Here is a 20,197-nt window from a genome sequence, read left to right as displayed (position 1 = left end):
ACCAAACACAGCGAACCCGTTCGCATGGCTGGGTTTTACAGTTCCATCAACACCCTTGCCTCATGGGGTTTCAGGGTCAGGCGGGCCGCCGGATAGGCCTCTGCCAGATCAAGCGCAGGAAACAGCGCCAGCAATTCATCCCGTTGCGGGCTTTGCATGCCCTTCAAGCTCTGGTCGCCCGGCTGAAAACTTTCTGTCCAGGCACCATCGCCGCAAATGATCTCATGCTGGTCAAACAGCAGGTGAATATAGGTGACCGATTGCGGCCAGGTGCGCAAAATGCTGTGATCATTGATCAAATGGGTTGCCGCAACCAAAACCTCGGCCTCGCCAAACAACATTTCGGCACGCGGGTCCACGATCAGCATGCGGTGTTGCGGCGAAACGGTCATATCGCGTTCGGGCAAACCTGTGCCCAGCGCGCCCGCCCGGATGCGTATCGGGTTGAAATTGGGCTGGACGATCAGGTCACGCTTGGACAAAACCCGCGCCCCGGCCCAGCGCAGCGTTTGAAAGCCATTGTCGCGCGTCAGTATCTTGTCACCGACGCACAACGCCTCAACCGGTTTTTCGCCCTGATTGGTCAGTATCAGGGTGCCGGGCGTAAAACAGGGGATGACGCTTTCGATATTTGAAAAGGTAAAACTGCCAACCACGCCGCCGCTGACATCCAGCACATCGACCCGGCCCGCCGTGTTGTCGCCGCCGCCATAGATGACATTGGTCATCGACGCGCCGCCAAGGTTGGACAGATCGAGCGTGTCAAAATCATCGCCGCCGCTGCCACCGTCGATCACATCGCCAATGCCGCCATAAAACAGGTCACGGTCAGCGCCGCCAAACATCTGATCCGCGCCGTCGCCGCCGGTCAGCGTGTCGGCGCCCCTGCCGCCGTACAGAACATCGTCACCCTTACCGCCGAACAAGGCATCATCGCCCTGATCGCCCGACAGCATGTCATTGCCCGCACCGCCATAAATCTTGTCATTATCAGCACCGCCAAACAGCGTGTCATCGCCAAGACCGGCGTTCATGGTGTCATTGCCATCGCCGCCATAGGCGTCAAACTTCAGCGTGGCATCGCCGGCATCAAGATAGTCATTGCCCGCGTCCAGATAGATCGTGCCTTCGCTGTCATAGGCAATATCGCCCGGCGCAGGGGCGCCGATATAAACCAGATCATTGCCATCGCCGCCATAGATCAGGTCGCTGCCCTGACTGCCTGCCAGAAGATCATTGCCTGCACCGCCATAAAGCGTATCAATCCCGATGGACCCGATCAGGCTGTCATCACCATCACCGCCATAGATCAGATCGGCGCCGTCGCGGCCAAAAATATGGTCATTGCCGTCACCACCATAGATCGTGTCATCGCCGTACAGACCTTCGATCTCATCATTGCCGGCGCCACCTTCCAGCCAGTCGTCACCATGGCCGCCCAACAGGCTGTCATCGCCATCGCCGCCGTACAGGCTGTCATTCCCCGAGCCGCCATAAAGGCTGTCATTGCCTGCACCACCATACAACAGATCATCGCCGCCCGGCCCCGCAATTGGATTGCCACGCACCGAGAAATGCGAATCGAAGTCATAATCACCAACCAGGCTGTCATCGCCATCTTCGCCGTTCAGCGTGTCATTGCCCGCGCCGCCCAGCACAGAATCGGCCCCCAGACCCGCATCCACACTGTCATTGCCTGCGCCCGCAACAACCGTATCATTGCCCGCACCGGCATGAATGGCATCATCATCCGACCCGTTCGCTGCATCATTTGCGTTCACACGGTCGCCCTCGGGGTCCAGCGCATAGGCATCATCAATCAGGTCATCATCGGCGGTGCCATCAACGATATGGTCAAGTGTCGCCCGCTCAAACGTCAGATTGCCGACGCCGAACATGCCGCTGCGCACCGCAGACTCGCCATGGTCGAACACGAATTGAATTTTGGAGACTGGCCCGGCAATAGTCACCGCAACGCTGTCTGCGGCCCCCGTGGTTTCCACGCCACTGCTGAAAAAGCCATCGCCATTCAGGGTGTTGCCCGTAGAGCTGTGATAGGGATCGCCCAGCAAATCACCATAACTCACCGCCTTTACAGTGCCTTGGGCATCGGTGACCAGTACCGTCAGCCGATCATCCCAAACCCCTGCATCGGAATCGATGTCATAGATTTCAAAACTGAAATTCGAAACGGGCGCGGTGAATGTCAATGTACTGGTGATTGGTTCTGAAATGCCGCTGACCCAAAGACCCGAGGCCGAAGGCGTCCCCGATGACGCCGCTGTTGCCGTTGCGCCGCTGGCGTTGGAGGTTGTCGCAATCGTCAAACCCAGACTGTCGGACCCATCGGCAAGCGTATAGGTTCCGTTGGTGCCAGCATTCATCCAAATCAGGTTAAATGACATATCACCCTCACTAAAAACTTTCCGCAGCCTCAAAAAATCTGAACCACTCAAACCTTGGCTCTTGTTATGGCTATGGCTTTGAACCACGGCAAAGATTAGGCAAGGGCGTGACCATTCAACGGTGCAGCCAGATCAATGTGGGCCAAGAATAGCCAGAACATCTGACCAAGCCGTGTAATAGATCAGGCCAAAGTCGCCAAAACGTTTTGCATTTTATCCGACGCAACAGCCCAAACACAAAATCAACGGGGCTTGGCTTGCAATACCACCGGCCCTGATTGTCTCAAAACCACTTCAAAGCCAATAGGAATGGTGAAGAGGACAAAACGCCCCCTTCCTTAATACTGCCGCCCCATGCCATTCGCACATTGCCTTTCAGCGGATCAAAAGACTGGCTTCATGCTTTTTCAAAGTGCGGCGCGCTGCGGTGTAATCCTCAATGCCTTCCTTGGTTTTCAAGTCTGGAAAAATCTCAAAGATTTCAGTGCGTTGTGCATTGCCCATGCCGTTCAACGTGTAGTCTCCGGGCTGAAAGCTTTCTGTCCATGTCCCATCCGACAGCACAACTTCGTGCTGGTCGAACAACAGGTGAATATAGGCTGTGCCGATGCTTTGAACCTCAAATATCCCCTTGCCGCCGATCAAATGCTTGGCAGAGACAAGAACCTCATGCTCGTCAAAATACAGCGACGTGCGATCGTTGGATACCAGAACACGATGGTTCGGGCTAAGCATCATGTCCCGTTCTGGCAGGCCATTGCCCAGACTGCCACGGCGCAACATGATCGGGCGCAGGTGTGGATTGGCGGCCAAATGCGCCCAATCAAACTTGCGTTGCCCGCTCCAGCGTAGTTCCTGAATACCGTTGTCACGCGTAATCACCCGATCACCCGCCTTCAGGCTTTCCACCGGAACTTCACCCTTTGGGGTGGCAATCAGGGTGCCGGGGGTAAAGCATGGAATGCTCTCGATATTTTCGAACCGCAACGAGCTGGTGACGTTGCCGTTCGTATCAAGAAACTCTACCGTGCCATCAAGGCCATTGCCGTCACTATCCGTTACGGTATCGACAATGCGGTATCCTGATCTTGGCCCCTCGATAATCAGACGATCCCAATCATCCCCCTCTGAACCGCCGAATATCCGGTCACCAGCGCCCTCGCCTACCCCGATGATAAAATCATCACGATCCGCACCGCCGTAAAGCGTATCAGCGCCAGCACCGCCCGAGATTTGATCATTGCCAGCACCGCCTTCGATGATGTCATTACCCTCATCACCGTTCAGCGTGTCATTCCCGGCCCCCCCCTGCAGGAAGTCATTGCCCCGACCGCCGTTCAACAGGTCGTTGCCGTCGCCCCCCTGAAGAATATCATTGCCCTGATCGCCATTCAGCGTGTCATCGCCAGCACCACCTTGCAACAAATCATTGCCGGTGCCGCCGTTCAACAGGTCATCGCCATCGCCACCCTGAAGCGTGTCATTGCCCTGATCGCCGTTCAGCGTGTCATTGCCCGCATCGCCTTGCAGCAAATCATTGCCGGTGCCCCCATATAGCAGGTCATCGCCGTCACCGCCCTGAAGCGTGTCACTGCCCTGCTCACCATAGAGCGTGTCATTGCCGGCATCACCGCGCAGCAGGTCATTATCGACACCGCCGTACAACAAATCGTCGCCGTCGCCGCCCTCCAGGATGTCATTGTCATCCCGGCCATAGATCGTGTCATTGCCCGCCCCGCCATAGAGCATGTCGCGGTTGTTCAACGGGCGCAGATCAAGACTGTCCGGCAAATCAAGCGCATCGCCGATAAGGCCATCAAGCCCGCCATAGATCAGGTCGTTGCCCTGCTCACCATAAATGGTATCGGCCCCTTCGCTGCCCACGATGGTATCATCACCGTTGCCGCCATAAACCAGATCCGCATCAATGCCCGAGAAAATCAGGTCATTGCCGCCGTCGCCATAAATCGTATCGGCATCATCGCCAGTCCGGATCGTATCATTGCCCAGACCACCATAAACCAGATCACGGTCATTTTCCGGGTCGGTATCGGCCCCGTAAAAACCGGGATAGTTGATATCCGGCATCGGGCGCGAGCCAGATGTATCAATCAGATCATCACCTTCCTGACCGTAAACCGTATCGCGGCCATCACCGCCAAAAAGCGTGTCATTGCCTTCATTGCCGCGCAGATCATCATTGCCAACGCCGCCATAAACCAAATCATCGCCGGTTCCGGCAAAGACCGTATCATCGCCAAGCCCGGCAAAGACGGTATCGTCGCCCCCTTCGGCCCGGATGCGGTCATCATTCGGCCCATCATCGCCCAGAATAGCGTCGCCGGCATCGACCCGGTCGGCATCAAACGGGTCGATATAATTTTCATCAATCAGGTTGGCATCATCCGTGCCACGCACAACGCCGTCACGCCCAGGCGAGACCGGATCATCGTCGATTGCCACCGTTGCAACACCATCCGCTGTCAGCCCATCGGGGTCAGTCACGGTATAATTGATCGTGGCAGTACCGATAAAGCCATCATTCGGCGTAAAGGTAACCGAACGGCCATCGGCATTTACCACAACCAATCCATCAGCCGAAGTCGGCGTGCCAAAGATCAGCAAATCCGTATTCAGGTTGTCAACATCCGTATCATTGCCAATCAAATCAATCACAACAGGCGCGTTGTAAGGGCCTGTCACGGCATCATCCACCGCAACCGGCGCATCATTTACCGGGTTTACCGTAACGGTAACGGTGCTGGTGGATTCGTTCCCCTCGGGGTCGGTGATCGTATAGGTGATCGTATCCGTCCCGTTGAAATCCGGGTTCGGCGTATAATTCAGCGTACCATCCGCATTCACCCCAACAGTACCATTCTCGGCGCTTGGTGTGCCGGTGATGGTCAGCAAGGACGGGTCGGTATCTGGGTCGGTGTCATTCACCAGAACCGGAATCACATCAATCGACGTGTCCTCATCCGTTTCGGCTGTGTCGGGGTTGGCGGTCGGATCAGCGGAGGCATTGTCAACGCTGTCCGAAAGCGAGAACATCTCGACCGAACCCTCGAAATAATTGTTCAGATTGTTCAGGATCGCCGGATCAGACAAGGATTGCCCCGCACCGATCATCCAGGGCTGGCTCATCGGGCCTTGGTCCATGGTCAGGCCCGGCGGAACCGTATCGGCAAAACTGGCATCTGTCGTCAGGTTGCTGATCTGCACCGATCCGCCGCTGCTGACATCCCATGAATACACGACATTCACCTCATCGCCCGGATTCACAAAACCGGGGTCGGTCTGAAATGTCGCAGTATCGCCTGCCGATTCATGCGAAATAAGCACAGAACCGTCGGGCATCACCTCAATCCGGTAACCGCCCGGTGTTTCATCGCGCGAGTCGCGCGACAGCACAGTGTTTGGCTGACTGCCCACATGCTCGGTCTGCGAAAATTGGATCTCCAGCGTGCCGCGCGGCAGTTGAAATTCCGGGCTGCTGTAAATTTTGACCTTGTCGTCAACACCATCCAAAGCAACGCGGCCCCCAACCGGAAACGCCCCGTCAAAATACGCGCCATTCTGGGCACCGTTACCCACAGCAGAATCCGCGGCCACCAAATTCGTGTCGTTAAAGTTATACAGTGCAAATATCGGCATTTTCCAGGTTCCTAACTTCAGCAGAGACCCAAGGATTACCCAAGGACGCCCCATCAAACGCAGCGCAGAACGCCACAAGATCAACGCGAACCGGGTATGCCGGTCTCTACGCCACTACGAAGCCAGTCCGACGGAGCGATAATGCAAGACGTAAAGGCCAGTCGGGAAAAGCTGCACCAACACGCCAATTTGCAAGTGCAGGCCAAACCCCACCTTTGCAGCATCAAGCATAATTCCTGTGCCGCGAACCGCCGCACAAGCATCACTCAAATCGACCGCCCCCACGGCCAGTCCTTTCCAACAAGGACCCCCAATAGATACATCGGCTAACGCCTGCTTGAAAGTAAAATCCGCGCCAGCCACCGCGATGGCGGCCCAAATTTTCCTGAAAGAACAGCCCTTTCTGCGCGCAATGCTGCAGCCTGCCGCCAGCATTGTTTCCAAATTCCATCCGTCAACTTGCCTAGACAGACAGGTTTGGTTCGAATTTTGATAGGAAACGTGACAAAATATGCAAAAACAAATCCAGACATCAAGAAAGTGGAAACAATCCCGAAAACGATTCGCTTGGCAACTGCGTCCATTTGATTTGGGTTGTCTACGTCTTTATTGTCGCAGCCGCGTTCCTGAAACAGGGTCAATGCGCCCGTCTGGCAGCAAAATTGCCTAAATTGAAAACAATTGACCGAGATCAAACGAATCACATCGGGCAGAGATGTTGCATGAAACTGTAACGGAAAGGTTAATAAAATACTGGTGCCCGAGGGGAGACTCGAACTCCCACGCCGTGAAGCGGGGGATTTTGAATCCCCTGCGTCTACCATTCCGCCACTCGGGCCCAGTGACAGCGATTTAACCCGCCTTGCGCGGCGCGTCAATCACCCCCCATGCGCTTTTTTGCTTAAAGATCATTTGTCGAGAATGTATCGCAAGATCCCAGCGAACCCGATTGATATCCCGTCACAAACCAGCGCGCCCGCTGGGCTGATGTGCCATGGGTAAAGCTGTGTGGATTGGGGCGCTGGCCTGCGTTGCGTTGCAACGTGTCATCCCCGATTTTGCGGGCAGCGTTTATCGCCTCTTCCAGATCACCACGTTCGATCGTCCCAAATTTTTCTTGCGCAGCGCCGGCCCAGATGCCCGCGAAACAATCGGCCTGAAGTTCGACTCGCACCGACACGGCATTGCTGTCGGCCTGTGACACCTGGGCGCGCACTTCATTTGCCCGCGCCAATATGCCCAGTTCATTTTGGACATGATGCGCGATTTCGTGCGCCACGACATAGGCAGCCGCAAAATCCCCTTTGGCCCCCAAGTGCCGTTCCAGCGTTACAAAGAAATCCGTATCCAGATAGGCCTTTTTGTCGGCAGGGCAGTAAAACGGCCCCGACGCCCCCGAGGCACCGCCGCAGGGCGAGTTGGTCGCAGCTTTGAACAAAACAAGGGTCGCAGGCGAATACGGCCGCCCAAGCTGGTCTTGAAACACATGCGCCCAAACCTCTTCGGTATCGGCAAGCGTGACCGACACAAACTGCCCGGCGTCCTTGTCGGCCTGCGTCATCTGTGCGGGTGCCATATTCCGCCCGTCGCCCTGATCTTGCAACAGCGGCGTCACATCAATGCCCAGGAAATAGGCCACCACCAGCACGGCAACCAAACCAACCCCGCCAATACCCCCCGCAGCACGGGTTTTCGACCGCCCACGGCGATCTTCGATGTTTCGGCTTTCGCGCCGCCCCCGCCACTTCATCCCGATGCCCCTTTGACCCTAAGCCCCCAGTTTAGCGCGGCACCGCAAAATCACGAAGCCCTTTTGTCCCCTTGACGCCCCCTGCCCTGCATGATGCAAGGCACAACGCCCTGTAGGAGACTGTGATGATCCGTGCATTGTACAATTGGACGCTTGGGTTGGCACAATCGCCGCGCGCGATATGGGCGCTGGCCTTTGTCGCCTTCATCGAAAGCTCGGTTTTTCCGATTCCGCCCGATATCTTGATGATCCCGATGATCATCGCCGCCCCGCGCAAGGCCTTCTGGATCGCCTTGGTGGCAACACTCGCCTCGGTTTCCGGTGGGGCGTTCGGGTATTTCATTGGCTCTGCGTTTTACGAAAGCATCGGCCTGCCGGTGCTGGAATTCTATGGCAAGACCGGCGAGTTTGCCGGGTTCCAACAGCGCTATAACGAATATGGCGCTTGGGCGGTGTTGATCGCAGGCGTCACGCCTTTCCCCTACAAGGTCATCACGATTTTATCGGGTGCGACCGGCCTTTCCTTGCCGGTGTTCATGGCTGCAAGCCTGGTGGCCCGCGCCTTGCGCTTCTTTCTGATCGCGGCCCTTTTGTGGAAGTTCGGTGCACCAATACGTGATTTCATCGAGCGCCGCCTTGGGCTTATGTTCACCCTGGCGGTCGCGCTGCTGATCGGCGGATTTATTGCGGTAAGGTATCTATGATGACGCGTAACTCTTTGATCTTCTTGGCTGCAGCGGGGTCGGCTGCGCTGCTGTTGGGGGCCTTTGCCTTTCAATATATCGGTGGCATGGCCCCGTGCACGCTGTGCATCTGGCAGCGTTGGCCGCATGGGGCTGCGGCGCTGATCGGCGCGGCGGCGCTGCTGATTGGCGGGCGTTTCTGGCCCTATCTGGGCGCGCTGGCGGCGGCGGCCAGTGCCGGGGTTGCGTTGTTTCACACCGGGGTCGAGCGTGGCTGGTGGGACGGGCTTGCCTCTTGCAGCGGTGGCTCGATCAAGGGCCTCAGCATGGCCGAGTTGCTGGACCCCAGTGCCAATATTGCCGCCCCTGTGCGCTGCGACGCGATCCCGTGGGAAATGTTCAGCCTGTCGATGGCATCCTGGAATGGCATTCTTTCAGTCGCGCTTGTCATTTTGTGGTTGGCCGCAGCCAGGCGCACCTGAAGCGGGTGGCGCATAATCGCAGTCAGCCACCATCGCGAACGCGGCTTTGGGGCACCGGCTGAACCCGCGCTGTGAACGGGGCGCAACAGGTATTAGATCACATCCCCCTTGGGGGGCGACAGTGCAATCAGCTTTGCGCCCGCCTCTGGCACTTTCTTGCTGTCGATGGCCACAAAGCGCAGATTGCCCTTGGCTGGAATAACACAAAGCAAGACCGAGTTTGGCCGGTCCTTGCGCCAGTCGTCAAAGCCATATTCCTCGGTCAGCTTGGTCGTGCGTACCGTCCAGCCCTCGGCCATCAGCTCCTCATAGGCGTAATAGGTGCGCCCGTCGCCAAGACGACGGCCACCAAGCGTGACCGGCAAGCTGTGGCGTTGGCTTTCACTTTTGTCGCGCGGCAATTGCCACACCTTGTCACGGCCGAATTCGGGGGCCAGATCGGTTGCAACCAGCGTATTATAGCTGTCATTGTCAGTCGCCGCCAGAATGGTTGAAAAACCAATGAACTCAACCTTGGTTTCGGCAGCTTCAGACAGGATATCGCCATAAAACACCGGCAAACCAGCCGTGCGGGCGTGGCGCAGGTGGCCAAGGTTCATATCCGTGATCAACACCGGAATCTCGGCTTTTTGCAGCGCGGCACCCAGCCCTGTGGTCAGCCGCGTACCGCCAACCAGCAGCACCCCCGGCACTTCGGCCGCGCGCAGGCCCAGCACGCTTGCCAGCGGTGTAAGGCCAAAGCCGTTGATGACAACCGTAGCGGCCACCAGCGCAAAGGCCAGCGGGCCGATGGTCGCGCCATCCGCAATTCCCAGCGACAGCAGCCGTTCGCCAAACAGCCCCGCAACCGCCATCAGCACCACGCCACGCGGCCCGGTAAAGGCCACCAAAATCCGCTCTCGCACCGGCAAATCGGTGCCAAGCAACGCCACCATCACCGTCAAGGGCCGCGCTACCAGCACAACCAGCGCCACAAACAGCAGCGCCCGCAGGTCCAGCCCCAAAAGCGCGTCCATATCCAACCCTGCCGCCAGCAGAATGAACACCCCGGACACCAGCAAAGTCGTCGCATGTTCCTTGAAACGGCGCAATTCCTCGTAACTGGGCAATTGCGCATTGGCGATAACAATCCCCATCACCGTTACCGCCAGCAATCCGCTTTCATGCAACAAGCGATCGGACAGCGCAAAGGCCGCCAAAAGCACGGCAAACAGCACCGGAATCTTCATGTATTCCGGCACCACCGCGCGACGAAACGCATAGGAAATACCATAGCCGGCCAGCAACCCTACCAGCGTAGCAAAGAAAATGCCGATAAAGAAATGCGTGGCCGCATCGGATTTATCCGCACTGGTCGCCAACACCTGCACCGCCCCAAAGGCCAGCACCGCCGCCAGCGCCCCCACCGGGTCGTTCACAATCGCTTCCCATTGCAGCAGCGCTGCGGGCCTGCGCGACAGCCGCGCCTGACGCAGCAAAGGGGCAATGACCGTCGGGCCGGTCACGATCATGATGCCTCCGAACACCGCCGAGGCTTCCCAGCCCAACCCCGCACCGTAATACACCGCCAGCGCCGAGGTAAGCCAGCCCAGCGGCGCACCAATCACCACCAAACGCCGCACCCCCTTGGCCGCATCTTGCAGCGCATGCAGGCTTAACGTCAGGCCCCCTTCAAACAAGATCACCGCCACCGCGACCGAGATCATCGGCCCGACAAGATCACCGATATCGCGCGCGGGAATGAAGACCCCGGTCAGCGGGCCGATGATCAGCCCCGCCAACAACATCAGGACAATTGCGGGCATCTGAAGCCGCCACGCCACCCATTGCGCGCCCACGCCGATAACCCCGACAAGGGCAAAAGCTTCGACGGGGCTAAGGCCTGCTGTCGTCATCTGGGTCTACTCCGGTTGTGTTGGCGATGTTTGAAACAGGCGCGCATGCTCTTGCAAGGCGAAACGATCGGTCATGCCTGCTACATAATCCGCCACGATGCGGGCCAACAAGACCTGCGTATCGGCGCGCGCCACGTCGTCACGCCACTCGGCGGGCAAATACGCGGGCTGGTCCATGAACAAGGGAAACAGATCACGAACAACCGCGCTGACCCGCGCGCGCTCTTCCATCACGCTGGGTGCGCGGTACATGCGGGTAAACAGAAAGGACCGGATCACCTTCAGCTCTTGGTAAAGCGGCTTGGAGAATCGGATAACTGTGGCCTTCAGCGCCCTGATTTCGCTAACAGATTGCGGCTTTGCCGCCTCCAGCCGAATGTTGGCGACATTGATCACATCTTCAACCATCCGACCAAACACCCGGCGCAGCGCCTCATGCCGCCGGCGCATCGGGTCAAGCCCGGGATGAAGCGCATCCACCTCGGCAAAGGCCGGACCGGTTACGGGCAAATCCATCAAATCGGCCTCATCAAACAGGCCCGAGCGCAAGCCGTCATGCAAATCATGGTGCGAATAGGCGATGTCATCGGCAATCGCGGCCACCTGCGCCTCGGCGCTGGCGAAACTGTGCAATTCCAGATCCCATTCGGCATTGGCCTCGGTCAACGCATAGGGCAGCGTCTGGCCCGGCCCCGCGACCACGGGGCCGTTATGTTTTGCAATGCCTTCAAGTGCTTCCCAGGTCAGGTTCAAGCCGTCAAAATCGGCGTAATGCCGTTCCAGCCGGGTTACGATCCGCAGCGCCTGCGCGTTGTGGTCAAAGCCGCCATAAGGGGCCATCAACTCGGCCAATACATCTTCGCCGGTATGGCCAAAGGGCGTGTGCCCCAGGTCATGGGCCAGCGCAATCGCCTCGGCCAGATCGGTATTCAGGCCCAAAACACCAGAAATGGTGCGCGCCACCTGCGCCACCTCTATGGAATGGGTCAGGCGGGTGCGGTAATAATCGCCCTCATGTTCCACAAACACTTGTGTCTTGTGCTTCAGGCGCCGAAAGGCGCTGGAATGAATGATCCGGTCCCTGTCGCGTTGAAAGGGTGAGCGGAAAGACGACATCCGTTCCTCGTGCAGACGACCACGCGAGGCATCGGGCTGGCAGGCATAGGGTGCAAACATCATTCAGACCTTTTGCGCCATGGGGGCCATGGCTATCACCCTTATCTATAAGTGATTCTTTGACGGATGGCACCCATTGCGCGCATGTCTTGTTCAACCGCCCTTTCGCGCCTATATTACAGGTGTCCTCCAGTTAAAGGCGCCATGAAATGAACCTGACCCTGCCCCCCCGTGTGACCGACCGCGCCTTTGCGCGCCTGGCCGAAATTGCCGAAGCATCGGGCGATGCCAAGGCGTTGCGCGTATCGGTCGAGGGCGGAGGATGTTCAGGCTTTCAATATGATATCCGGTTGGATGACCCCGCCGAGGATGATACGATTCTTGAAAAAGACGGCATGAAAGTGCTGGTCGATACCGTGTCTTTGCCGTTTTTGGCCAATGCCGTTATCGACTTTTCGGACGAATTGATCGGCGCGCGCTTTGTGGTTGAGAACCCGAATGCAAGCAGCTCTTGCGGCTGCGGCACTTCCTTTTCCATGTAAGCTTGCCCTGTTGCCCCCCCGCCCGTAGAACAGGCGTGACGCAAGGCAATGACAGGGGCAGATCATGAAGCTGGCAACATTCAATATCAACGGTATCAAGGCCCGGATTGAGGCCTTGCCGCGCTGGTTGGAAGCGGCCAAACCCGATGCTGTGGCCCTGCAAGAGATCAAGTCGGTAGATGAAACCTTCCCGCGCGAGATCTTTGAAGATATGGGGTACCGCGTTGAAACACATGGGCAAAAGGGGTTCAATGGCGTTGCCATCCTCTCGCGCTTGCCGCTGGAAGACATCACGCGCGGCCTGCCGGGCGACGATAGCGACGAACAGGCCCGCTGGATCGAGGCGACGGTGATGGGCGCGCGGCCCGTGCGGCTGTGCGGGCTGTATTTACCCAACGGCAACCCGGTGCCGGGGCCAAAATATGACTACAAGCTGGCATGGATGGCACGGATGGAGGCGCGGGTTGCCGCGCTGTTGAGAACCGAAGACCCAGTGGTGATTGCCGGCGATTACAATGTTATCCCTCAGCCTGAAGATGCTGCGAATCCAATGGCCTGGGCCGAGGATGCGCTGTTTTTGCCCGCCACCCGCGCCGCGTTTCGCCGGATCGTGAACCTTGGCCTGACCGACGCCTTTCGCGCCCGCAATCAGGCCCCTGGCCAGTATAGTTTCTGGGATTATCAGGCGGGTGCCTGGGAAAAGAACAACGGGATCCGGATTGATCATCTGCTGCTGTCGCCGCAAGCCGCCGACCTGCTGCGCGACTGCCGGATAGACCGCGAGGTGCGGGCCGAGGAAAGGCCATCCGACCATGTGCCGGTTTGGGTTGAACTGGCGGCCTGAACCCGGCGTCAACCAAACGCGGGCCCCGACAGCTTATGGCCCGGCCTTTGGACGGTCGTTTTGCCGCCCCGTCCGCCCCCTACAACGCGTTGCATGCCGATGCCAAGGCGGGTTGCCTTGAAGCCTTCCTCACTTATCGCTGCATGAAATAAAGGATTTCAACGCGTTATGCGACAGGGCTTATTTCAAGGCAAAGGCGAAACGCTCTGGGGGGCCGTGACATCATGGCCATAAATCCAGTCAAACTTGCGCAACGCCATGCCCGGTGCCACCGCCCCGCCCAGCCTCAGCCCAAGATGCGCAAGCGTGCGCAAAGGCGCGCGCAGATGATAGGCGCGGGCGTTGTTGTTGGCGGCCTGCACGATTTTGGCGCAGCGTTGTTTTCGCGCGGCCTGATAGGCGGGCAGGCCATCGCTCAGGCCGAAACGCGCAAGGCAATCGGCCAACACCCATGCATCCTCCAACGCCATATTCGCGCCCTGGGCCAAAAATGGTAGCGTAGGATGCGCGGCATCGCCCAGGATGGCTGTATTCTTGCCATACCAATGCTTGGCAACCGGATGGCGAAACAGCCCCCAAAGCCAGACATCATCGACCGACTCCAGCCAGCCCTGCACGCGGGGCGAGAATCGCTCGAACGCCAACCGCATTTCCAGCGGATCGTCGCGCAGGTTCCACCCCTCCTCCACCCATTGCCGCCGCTCCTCCACCGCTACGATATTGCGCAATGTGCCGTTGCGCAGCGGATAGCTGACCAAATGCCGGCCGGCCCCCATATGCACCTCGGCCACCGCAGAATCGCCAGGGGTGGCAGGAATAAGCGCGCGCCATGCAATCTGATGCGTGAAAAACGGCGCGACCGCGCCATTCAAGGCCGCCCGCACCCGCGAGTGCAAGCCATCGGCGCCAATCAAAAAGCCGATGTTGCGCGCGGCACCCTGGGCGGAAACCAGACAGGGTTGCCCGCCCGACAGGTTGACCGCGTCAATGCGTTGCAAAAGCTGCAACTCAACCCCGGCCGCCTCGGCCCCCTGTTTCAACAGCGCAATCAGGTCGGCGCGATGCATCAGATGAAAGGCCTGATGCGGGCGCAGTTTGGCCACATCCAGCCGCAAGACCGAAGCACCGCTATAGCCATCAAACAGATGCACAGCCTGGGTGCGCATCGCAGATTGTGCAAGCCCGGCGCCCAGCCCAAGGGCTTGCAAAACCCCGGCCCCATTGGGGCTGATCTGCAGCCCGGCGCCAACTTCGCGGATCGCATCGGCCTGCTCCAGCACTGTCACCTTTGCGCCGCGCAGGGCCAGGGCCGTGCTGACGGCAAGCCCGGCAACCCCCGCGCCCAAAACCGTAAATTCAACATTCTTCAAAGTCATCTTTTGGCCTTCCAAAAGCGCGAAGCCGGGTCCTTTGTCAGGCCCGGCTTCTTTGATAATCACCTATTCCAAGCGGTCGATCAATCCTCGCGGTGTACCCGTTCGCGGCGTTCGTGCTTTTCCTGGGCTTCCAGGGTCATGGTGGCGATGGGGCGTGCATCAAGACGCTTCAGGGAAATCGGCTCGCCAGAGGCTTCGCAATAGCCAAACTCATTGTTGTCAAGACGGCGCAGCGCGGCGTCAATCTTGGCGACAAGCTTGCGCTGCCGATCTCGTGTGCGCAACTCCAGCGCGCGGTCGGTTTCTTCCGAAGCACGGTCGGCAATATCGGGCACTGCACGGGCCGACCCCTGCAGGCCTTCGATGGTTTCCGCCGATTGCTCCAGCATATCTTGCTTCCACGTCAATAGCTTGCGACGAAAATACTCCACTTGCCGTTCATTCATGAACGGCTCACTCTCAGCCGGGCGGTAATCGTCGGGAACAAAGGTTTGGACCTTCATCTCATCAATCTCCATTTTGTCGGACTTGGTCGACACGGGGGCTTTGGGCATCACGGGGGGCCTTATATTTATCGCACGCTCCTGTAGGCGGTCACTTAGCGGAAGCTGATCCGATTGTCACTAGCGGTTGCGACAATTTCATGGCGCAGATAGGGTCTGCGCGGAACATAAAACAGGGCCGCATGCACAAAATGAAATTTGCTTCTACAGACAGCTACATAGCCACCGAAGATCTGACCGTCGCCGTGAATGCCGCCGTGGTCTTGCAGCGCCCGCTTTTGGTAAAGGGAGAGCCGGGAACAGGCAAAACCGAGCTTGCCCGCCAGGTTGCACAGGCCTTGGGAATGCCCTTGCTGGAATGGCATGTTAAATCGACCACCAAAGCGCAACAGGGTCTGTATGAATATGATGCGGTCAGTCGTTTGCGTGACAGCCAGTTGGGCGAAGAACGGGTGCATGACGTCAAGAATTACATCCGCAAAGGCAAGCTGTGGCAGGCGTTCGAGGCCGAAGAACGGGTGGTTTTGCTGATTGATGAAATCGACAAGGCCGATATTGAATTCCCCAATGATCTGCTGCAGGAATTGGACCGGATGGAATTCTTTGTCTATGAGACGGGCGAGGTCATCAAGGCGCGGCAGCGGCCGATTGTGATTATTACATCCAATAATGAAAAGGAATTGCCCGATGCCTTCTTGCGCCGCTGTTTCTTTCACTTCATCCAATTCCCCGAAATGGAAACCCTGCGCCGCATTGTCGAGGTGCATTTTCCAGGGATCAAAGACGGGTTGCTGACCACCGCCCTGACCCAGTTTTATGAATTGCGCGACATGCCGGGGCTAAAGAAAAAACCCTCTACCAGTGAGGTTCTGGATTGGCTGAAGCTGCTGCTGGCCGAAGATCTGGGGCCAGAAGATCTGGCGCGGGACCAGGTTTCGTTGCCGCGGTTGCATGGGGCATTGTTGAAGAATGAACAAGACGTGCATTTGTTTGAACGGCTGGCCTTCATGGCGCGGGGCAAGCGCTGAGGGCAACCCGCAACCAGGGCGGCGGGCAAAGCGGGCAGGCAAGTGGCCGCAGCGCTGCGGATAGACAGTCGCCGCTGGTCGCGTTATGGCTTTGGCTCAGAAGCGCGGATCACGGCACGGGCCGCCGAAATCTCGGCCCATGCGTGGCGCAGTAACAAAACTTGACGGTCAAGCCTTGCGCGCTGCCGTGACGGGGGCAATTGAATGATCGTATTGGGTGGATTGTTGTTAGGGGCCATCTTCGGGGCCAGCCTTGCGCGCAAACGCGGTGGCAAACTGTTGGATATCTTGCAATATGCGGCGGCGTTTGCCATCGCCTGTGGCCTTTTGGGTCTGTTTGTGACGATCATCGTCGCGCGCATGGCGTAGCGCCGATGTTTCTGCCCTTCTTCGACACTTTGCGGCGACATGGCGTGCCCGTCAGTTTACGCGAATACCTGTCCTTTCTGGAAGGGGTGGTTGCCGGGTTGGTAACCTATGATGTTGATGGGTTTTACTATCTGGCCCGCCTGACCATGGTCAAGGATGAGCGCCATCTGGACCGTTTTGACCAGGCTTTTGCCGCCAGTTTCAAAGGGTTGGAAACGGTTACGCCCGAAGCCGTGATTGACGCGCTGGACCTGCCCGATGATTGGCTGCGCAAGCTGGCCGAAAAGCACATGACGGCAGAAGAACGCGCGGCGGTAGAGGCGCTGGGTGGGTTCGACAAATTGATGGAGACGCTGAAACAGCGGCTGGAGGAACAGAAGGGCCGGCATCAGGGCGGCAATAAATGGGTTGGCACCGCTGGCACCTCGCCCTTTGGGGCTTACGGCTATAACCCCGAAGGGGTGCGCATCGGCCAAAAAGAGGGCCGCCATGGCCGCGCCGTCAAGGTCTGGGACAAGCGCGAGTTCAAGAACCTTGACGATACGGTCGAACTTGGCACCCGCAACATCAAGGTAGCCTTGAAACGCCTGCGCAAATGGGCCCGCGATGGCGCAGCCGAGGAATTGGACCTTGACGGCACCATCCGCGCCACCGCCGAGCATGGCTATCTTGACGTGCAAACACGGCCAGAGCGGCGCAATGCGGTGAAGGTGCTGTTGTTCCTCGATGTTGGCGGCTCGATGGACCCATATGTCAAGGTGGTCGAGGAGTTGTTCAGCGCCGCGCGGTCCGAATTTCGGCATCTTGAACATTTCTATTTCCACAACTGCATCTATGAGGGCGTTTGGCGCGACAACCGCCGCCGCTGGGATGCACAAACCCCGACCTGGGATATTTTGCGCACCTACGGACCGGATTGGAAATGCATCTTTGTCGGCGATGCCAGCATGAGCCCCTATGAGGTGCTGCACCCCGGCGGCGCGAATGAACATTGGAACGCGGAATCGGGGCAGGTTTGGCTGGAACGGCTGTGCCAGCAATGGCCCGCGCATCTGTGGATCAATCCAACCCCCGAACGGTTCTGGCCCCACAGCCATTCGATCCGCCTGATCCGGGATGTTTTTGGCGCTAAAATGGTACCGATGACGCTGGATGGCATTTCACGCGGCACCAAAGGATTAAGCCGATGAAACGCAAGCTCATGCTGGCAGGCTTTGCCGTTGCGGCGGTTTTGACCGCGTTTTTTCTGGTGCGCGCAGTGATGTTTGCCCTGTTCTGGATGGACCCGGAACGCGGGCTGCACCCGGTCGAGCCTTGGATGACACCGCGCTATATCGCGCACACCTATGACATTCCACGCGCTGATTTGCAGCGGATCTTGAAGCTGGGCCCCGAAGAAACGCCCCGCATGCCCCTGAAAAAACTGGCCGAGGCGCATGGCGTCCCGCTGGAAGGTCTGATCGCGGAACTTGAGGCTGTTATCGCCGAGCGCGGCACAAAATGATTGATCTGCTGCTGTTATGGGTTTCGGATTACGGGGTGCTGGTGATTTCAGTGACCACATTGCTGTCGTGCTTTGCGCTGCCCCTGCCCTCATCCTTGATGATGCTGGCGGGCGGTGCTTTTGCCGCCTCGGGCGATCTGGAACTGTGGCAGCTATGCGTAGGTGCCTTTGCCGGCGCCTTCAGCGGCGCCGAGATAAGCTATTACATCTCGCGTCACCACGGCGGCGCACGGGTTTGGCGCTGGTTGCGGCAACGCAAAGGGGCTGTCGGGCTTTTGGCGCAGGCCGAGGATCTGCTTGCCCGGCATGGTGGCTGGGCGGTGTATCTGACCCGCTGGCTGTTTGCGCCTTTGGGCCCCTATGTGAACCTGATTGCCGGGGCAACGGCGATGGCGTGGCCACGCTTTGTCATTGCAGATATGCTGGGCGCGATGAGCTGGGTCGCGGTCTATGTAAGTCTTGGCTATGCCTTTGGCAACCAGATCGAGGAGCTGTCGGACATGCTCGGCTCGGTCATCGGCGCATTGACGGCCGGGGTGGTGACCGTGCTGTTGGGGCGCGCGCTGTGGCGCAAACATAAAGCGTCGAAATGAACCGATTTTACGCGCAGGCCTTTGCGAGCAGGGGTTTTGGCCCCATATTAGCGCCATGACGCTATTAGCCCCCCTGATTTTGCCCCTTGTGATGGCCTATGTGATGTACCGCTTTTCGGCGTGGCAAACCGGCAAGCATCTGGATGCAACCTCCAAGCCCCTGCGCGACCCCGAGTTGGAGCGGGTGATGGCGCGGATGGCTGTTGCCCTTGAGGTGCCGAAAATCGCGGTGCATGTCTATGATGTAGAGCCGGTGAACGGGCTGGCTGCCCCCGATGGCCGCATATTCCTGACCCGCGGCTTTATCGACCGCTATCGCCAGGGCATTGTCACTGCCGAAGAAATCGCTGCAGTCGTGGCGCATGAGCTGGGGCATGTGGCGCTTGGCCATACCAAACGCCGGATGATTGATGTTACCGGACAAAACGCGGCCTTCATGCTGATCGCCTCACTTTTGGGCCGGTTCATCCCGATCATCGGGTTTTTCATCGCCTCTTATGTCACCAGGGCTTTGGGGGCTGGCCTGTCGCGCAAGGATGAGAATGAGGCCGATGCCTATGCCAGCGCCTTGCTGGTCAAGGCCGGAATTGGGGTCAAGCCACAAAAGAGCCTGTTTCAAAAGCTGGACCGCCTGACCGGGGCCTCGGGGCAAGAGGTGCCGCAATGGCTGCGCTCTCATCCCAAAACCGCCGAACGGATTGCCGCGATCGAGGCCCGCGAGTCGAAATGGGGCCTGCGATAGACCGCAGCCTTTGGGGGCTTTGCAAGATTCCACCTGCAGCGTTTTGACCGCGCAAAGTGTTGGCAATTGCGCTAACGGCGCCCTTTGAATTGCGCAAGGCTGATGCCCGCCGCCTGCAGGGCTGCGCGAATGGATTTGGCGATACCAACCGCTTGGGGGGTATCACCATGCAGGCAGATCGTGTCTATCGGCGTGGGAATATATTTGCCACTGGCGGTGATGATCGCCCCGGCTTTGATCATTGCAACCATACGTCTGGCGGCAAGGTCTGCATCATGGATCACAGCGCCGGGCTGCTTGCGATCAAGCAGCGTGGCATCGTCATTATAGGCGCGGTCCGCGAAAATCTCGGCCGCCCATCTACAGCCAAGCCCTTGCACCGCCTGTTGCTGTGCGGTGGCCGCCAGAACCATGATGATGATATCAGGGTCCACGGCCAATGCGCCTTGATAACAGGCCTGCGCCATAAGGACATCTTCGGCGGCCATATTGGCAAGGGCCCCGTGCAGTTTAAGATGCCGCACCTGGCCCCCCGCCAGCATCGCCATCGCGCGCGCCGCCCCAAGCTGATAGGCAACAAGGTGGCGCAACTCGGTATGTGCAAGCACAAGACGACGCCGACCAAATCCCTGCAAATCGGCAAAGCCGGGATGCGCGCCGATGCCGATCCCATGCGCCACGGCACCGGCCATGGTTGCCACCATGACA

The 20,197-nt window shown here is 58.4% G+C and carries 19 protein-coding genes and 1 tRNA gene; 10 read left to right on the top strand and 10 right to left on the bottom strand.

The window, feature by feature from the left end; translation table 11 throughout:
* Positions 1-35: 35 nt before the first annotated feature.
* From VDP61_RS03115 to VDP61_RS03095, 5 genes are all read right to left on the bottom strand, one after another.
* A complete protein-coding gene (locus VDP61_RS03115) occupies positions 36-2,405 on the bottom strand; it encodes a Hint domain-containing protein (protein ID WP_323005496.1) in 2,370 nt (789 codons plus the stop codon).
* 375 nt (positions 2,406-2,780) lie between these two features.
* Positions 2,781-6,062: a Hint domain-containing protein gene (locus tag VDP61_RS03110; RefSeq protein ID WP_323005495.1), complete on the bottom strand. Its 3,282-nt coding sequence runs from the start codon at positions 6,060-6,062 to the stop codon at positions 2,781-2,783.
* A 114-nt stretch (positions 6,063-6,176) separates the two neighbouring features.
* On the bottom strand, positions 6,177-6,506 hold the full coding sequence (locus tag VDP61_RS03105; RefSeq protein ID WP_323005494.1) for a hypothetical protein: 330 nt from the start codon (positions 6,504-6,506) through the stop codon (positions 6,177-6,179).
* 310 nt (positions 6,507-6,816) lie between these two features.
* A tRNA-Leu gene (locus tag VDP61_RS03100) sits at positions 6,817-6,900 on the bottom strand.
* A 63-nt stretch (positions 6,901-6,963) separates the two neighbouring features.
* On the bottom strand, positions 6,964-7,812 hold the full coding sequence (locus VDP61_RS03095; protein ID WP_323005493.1) for a neutral zinc metallopeptidase: 849 nt from the start codon (positions 7,810-7,812) through the stop codon (positions 6,964-6,966).
* A 125-nt stretch (positions 7,813-7,937) separates the two neighbouring features.
* Between VDP61_RS03095 and VDP61_RS03090 the strand changes: the two genes are divergently transcribed.
* Complete coding sequence (locus VDP61_RS03090; protein WP_323005492.1) at positions 7,938-8,516, top strand: YqaA family protein; 579 nt, start codon at positions 7,938-7,940, stop codon at positions 8,514-8,516.
* Positions 8,516-8,977: a disulfide bond formation protein B gene (locus tag VDP61_RS03085; protein ID WP_323005491.1), complete on the top strand. Its 462-nt coding sequence runs from the start codon at positions 8,516-8,518 to the stop codon at positions 8,975-8,977. The genes VDP61_RS03090 and VDP61_RS03085 overlap by 1 nt, the downstream gene beginning before the upstream one ends.
* 92 nt (positions 8,978-9,069) lie before the next feature.
* Here the strand turns inward: VDP61_RS03085 and VDP61_RS03080 are convergent, their stop codons facing one another.
* The gene (locus VDP61_RS03080; RefSeq protein WP_323005490.1) at positions 9,070-10,872 is read right to left on the bottom strand and encodes a sodium:proton antiporter; all 1,803 of its coding nucleotides are present in this window, start codon (positions 10,870-10,872) and stop codon (positions 9,070-9,072) included.
* Between the two features lie 6 nt (positions 10,873-10,878).
* Positions 10,879-12,048, bottom strand: a complete 1,170-nt coding sequence (locus VDP61_RS03075) for a deoxyguanosinetriphosphate triphosphohydrolase (protein ID WP_323005668.1) — start codon at positions 12,046-12,048, stop codon at positions 10,879-10,881.
* 155 nt (positions 12,049-12,203) lie between these two features.
* Between VDP61_RS03075 and VDP61_RS03070 the strand changes: the two genes are divergently transcribed.
* Positions 12,204-12,530 (top strand): iron-sulfur cluster assembly accessory protein, encoded by a 327-nt coding sequence (locus tag VDP61_RS03070; RefSeq protein WP_323005667.1) that lies wholly within the window; start codon positions 12,204-12,206, stop codon positions 12,528-12,530.
* Between the two features lie 64 nt (positions 12,531-12,594).
* The gene (gene xth, locus VDP61_RS03065) at positions 12,595-13,374 is read left to right on the top strand and encodes an exodeoxyribonuclease III (RefSeq protein WP_323005489.1); all 780 of its coding nucleotides are present in this window, start codon (positions 12,595-12,597) and stop codon (positions 13,372-13,374) included.
* 185 nt (positions 13,375-13,559) lie between these two features.
* Here xth and VDP61_RS03060 read toward each other — a convergent pair whose 3' ends face one another.
* Positions 13,560-14,750, bottom strand: a complete 1,191-nt coding sequence (locus VDP61_RS03060; RefSeq protein ID WP_323005488.1) for an FAD-dependent monooxygenase — start codon at positions 14,748-14,750, stop codon at positions 13,560-13,562.
* An 80-nt stretch (positions 14,751-14,830) separates the two neighbouring features.
* Positions 14,831-15,253, bottom strand: coding sequence for an RNA polymerase-binding protein DksA (gene dksA, locus VDP61_RS03055; protein ID WP_323005666.1), 423 nt, complete (start codon positions 15,251-15,253; stop codon positions 14,831-14,833).
* A gap of 191 nt (positions 15,254-15,444) precedes the next feature.
* Between dksA and VDP61_RS03050 the strand changes: the two genes are divergently transcribed.
* The 6 genes from VDP61_RS03050 to VDP61_RS03025 all read left to right on the top strand — a co-directional run bounded on the left by VDP61_RS03050 (position 15,445) and on the right by VDP61_RS03025 (position 19,489).
* Positions 15,445-16,281: a MoxR family ATPase gene (locus VDP61_RS03050; RefSeq protein WP_323005487.1), complete on the top strand. Its 837-nt coding sequence runs from the start codon at positions 15,445-15,447 to the stop codon at positions 16,279-16,281.
* Between the two features lie 204 nt (positions 16,282-16,485).
* On the top strand, positions 16,486-16,650 hold the full coding sequence (locus VDP61_RS03045) for a hypothetical protein (RefSeq protein ID WP_323005486.1): 165 nt from the start codon (positions 16,486-16,488) through the stop codon (positions 16,648-16,650).
* A gap of 5 nt (positions 16,651-16,655) precedes the next feature.
* Positions 16,656-17,840, top strand: coding sequence for a VWA domain-containing protein (locus VDP61_RS03040; RefSeq protein WP_323005485.1), 1,185 nt, complete (start codon positions 16,656-16,658; stop codon positions 17,838-17,840).
* Complete coding sequence (locus VDP61_RS03035; RefSeq protein WP_323005484.1) at positions 17,837-18,154, top strand: hypothetical protein; 318 nt, start codon at positions 17,837-17,839, stop codon at positions 18,152-18,154. The genes VDP61_RS03040 and VDP61_RS03035 overlap by 4 nt, the downstream gene beginning before the upstream one ends.
* Complete coding sequence (locus VDP61_RS03030; protein ID WP_323005483.1) at positions 18,151-18,747, top strand: DedA family protein; 597 nt, start codon at positions 18,151-18,153, stop codon at positions 18,745-18,747. The genes VDP61_RS03035 and VDP61_RS03030 overlap by 4 nt, the downstream gene beginning before the upstream one ends.
* A gap of 55 nt (positions 18,748-18,802) precedes the next feature.
* Positions 18,803-19,489 carry a M48 family metallopeptidase gene (locus tag VDP61_RS03025; RefSeq protein ID WP_323005482.1) on the top strand — a complete coding sequence of 229 codons (687 nt, stop codon included), beginning with the start codon at positions 18,803-18,805 and terminating at the stop codon, positions 19,487-19,489.
* Between the two features lie 71 nt (positions 19,490-19,560).
* On the opposite strand, the gene VDP61_RS03020 is transcribed toward VDP61_RS03025, so the two are convergent.
* Positions 19,561-20,197 (bottom strand): 5-oxoprolinase subunit PxpA (locus VDP61_RS03020; RefSeq protein WP_323005481.1); only part of this gene is annotated, 637 nt, incomplete at its 5' end.

The organism is Pseudorhodobacter sp., assembly GCF_034675685.1.
Taxonomy (GTDB): Bacteria; Pseudomonadota; Alphaproteobacteria; order Rhodobacterales; family Rhodobacteraceae; genus Pseudorhodobacter.
Note: the sequence above shows the minus strand (reverse complement) of the source record. Positions and strands in the feature narration are given on the sequence as shown.

What these genes read in the sequence shown, in the direction of transcription:
- VDP61_RS03115 (WP_323005496.1), bottom strand. Translation starts at nt 2,405, where the DNA reads ATGTCATTTAACCTGATTTGGATGAATGCTGGCACCAACGGAACCTAT.
- VDP61_RS03110 (WP_323005495.1), bottom strand. Translation starts at nt 6,062, where the DNA reads ATGCCGATATTTGCACTGTATAACTTTAACGACACGAATTTGGTGGCC.
- VDP61_RS03095 (WP_323005493.1), bottom strand. Translation starts at nt 7,812, where the DNA reads ATGAAGTGGCGGGGGCGGCGCGAAAGCCGAAACATCGAAGATCGCCGT.
- VDP61_RS03090 (WP_323005492.1), top strand. Translation starts at nt 7,938, where the DNA reads ATGATCCGTGCATTGTACAATTGGACGCTTGGGTTGGCACAATCGCCG.
- VDP61_RS03085 (WP_323005491.1), top strand. Translation starts at nt 8,516, where the DNA reads ATGACGCGTAACTCTTTGATCTTCTTGGCTGCAGCGGGGTCGGCTGCG.
- VDP61_RS03080 (WP_323005490.1), bottom strand. Translation starts at nt 10,872, where the DNA reads ATGACGACAGCAGGCCTTAGCCCCGTCGAAGCTTTTGCCCTTGTCGGG.
- VDP61_RS03075 (WP_323005668.1), bottom strand. Translation starts at nt 12,048, where the DNA reads ATGTTTGCACCCTATGCCTGCCAGCCCGATGCCTCGCGTGGTCGTCTG.
- xth (WP_323005489.1), top strand. Translation starts at nt 12,595, where the DNA reads ATGAAGCTGGCAACATTCAATATCAACGGTATCAAGGCCCGGATTGAG.
- VDP61_RS03060 (WP_323005488.1), bottom strand. Translation starts at nt 14,750, where the DNA reads ATGACTTTGAAGAATGTTGAATTTACGGTTTTGGGCGCGGGGGTTGCC.
- dksA (WP_323005666.1), bottom strand. Translation starts at nt 15,253, where the DNA reads ATGAAGGTCCAAACCTTTGTTCCCGACGATTACCGCCCGGCTGAGAGT.
- VDP61_RS03050 (WP_323005487.1), top strand. Translation starts at nt 15,445, where the DNA reads ATGAAATTTGCTTCTACAGACAGCTACATAGCCACCGAAGATCTGACC.
- VDP61_RS03045 (WP_323005486.1), top strand. Translation starts at nt 16,486, where the DNA reads ATGATCGTATTGGGTGGATTGTTGTTAGGGGCCATCTTCGGGGCCAGC.
- VDP61_RS03040 (WP_323005485.1), top strand. Translation starts at nt 16,656, where the DNA reads ATGTTTCTGCCCTTCTTCGACACTTTGCGGCGACATGGCGTGCCCGTC.
- VDP61_RS03035 (WP_323005484.1), top strand. Translation starts at nt 17,837, where the DNA reads ATGAAACGCAAGCTCATGCTGGCAGGCTTTGCCGTTGCGGCGGTTTTG.
- VDP61_RS03030 (WP_323005483.1), top strand. Translation starts at nt 18,151, where the DNA reads ATGATTGATCTGCTGCTGTTATGGGTTTCGGATTACGGGGTGCTGGTG.
- VDP61_RS03025 (WP_323005482.1), top strand. Translation starts at nt 18,803, where the DNA reads ATGACGCTATTAGCCCCCCTGATTTTGCCCCTTGTGATGGCCTATGTG.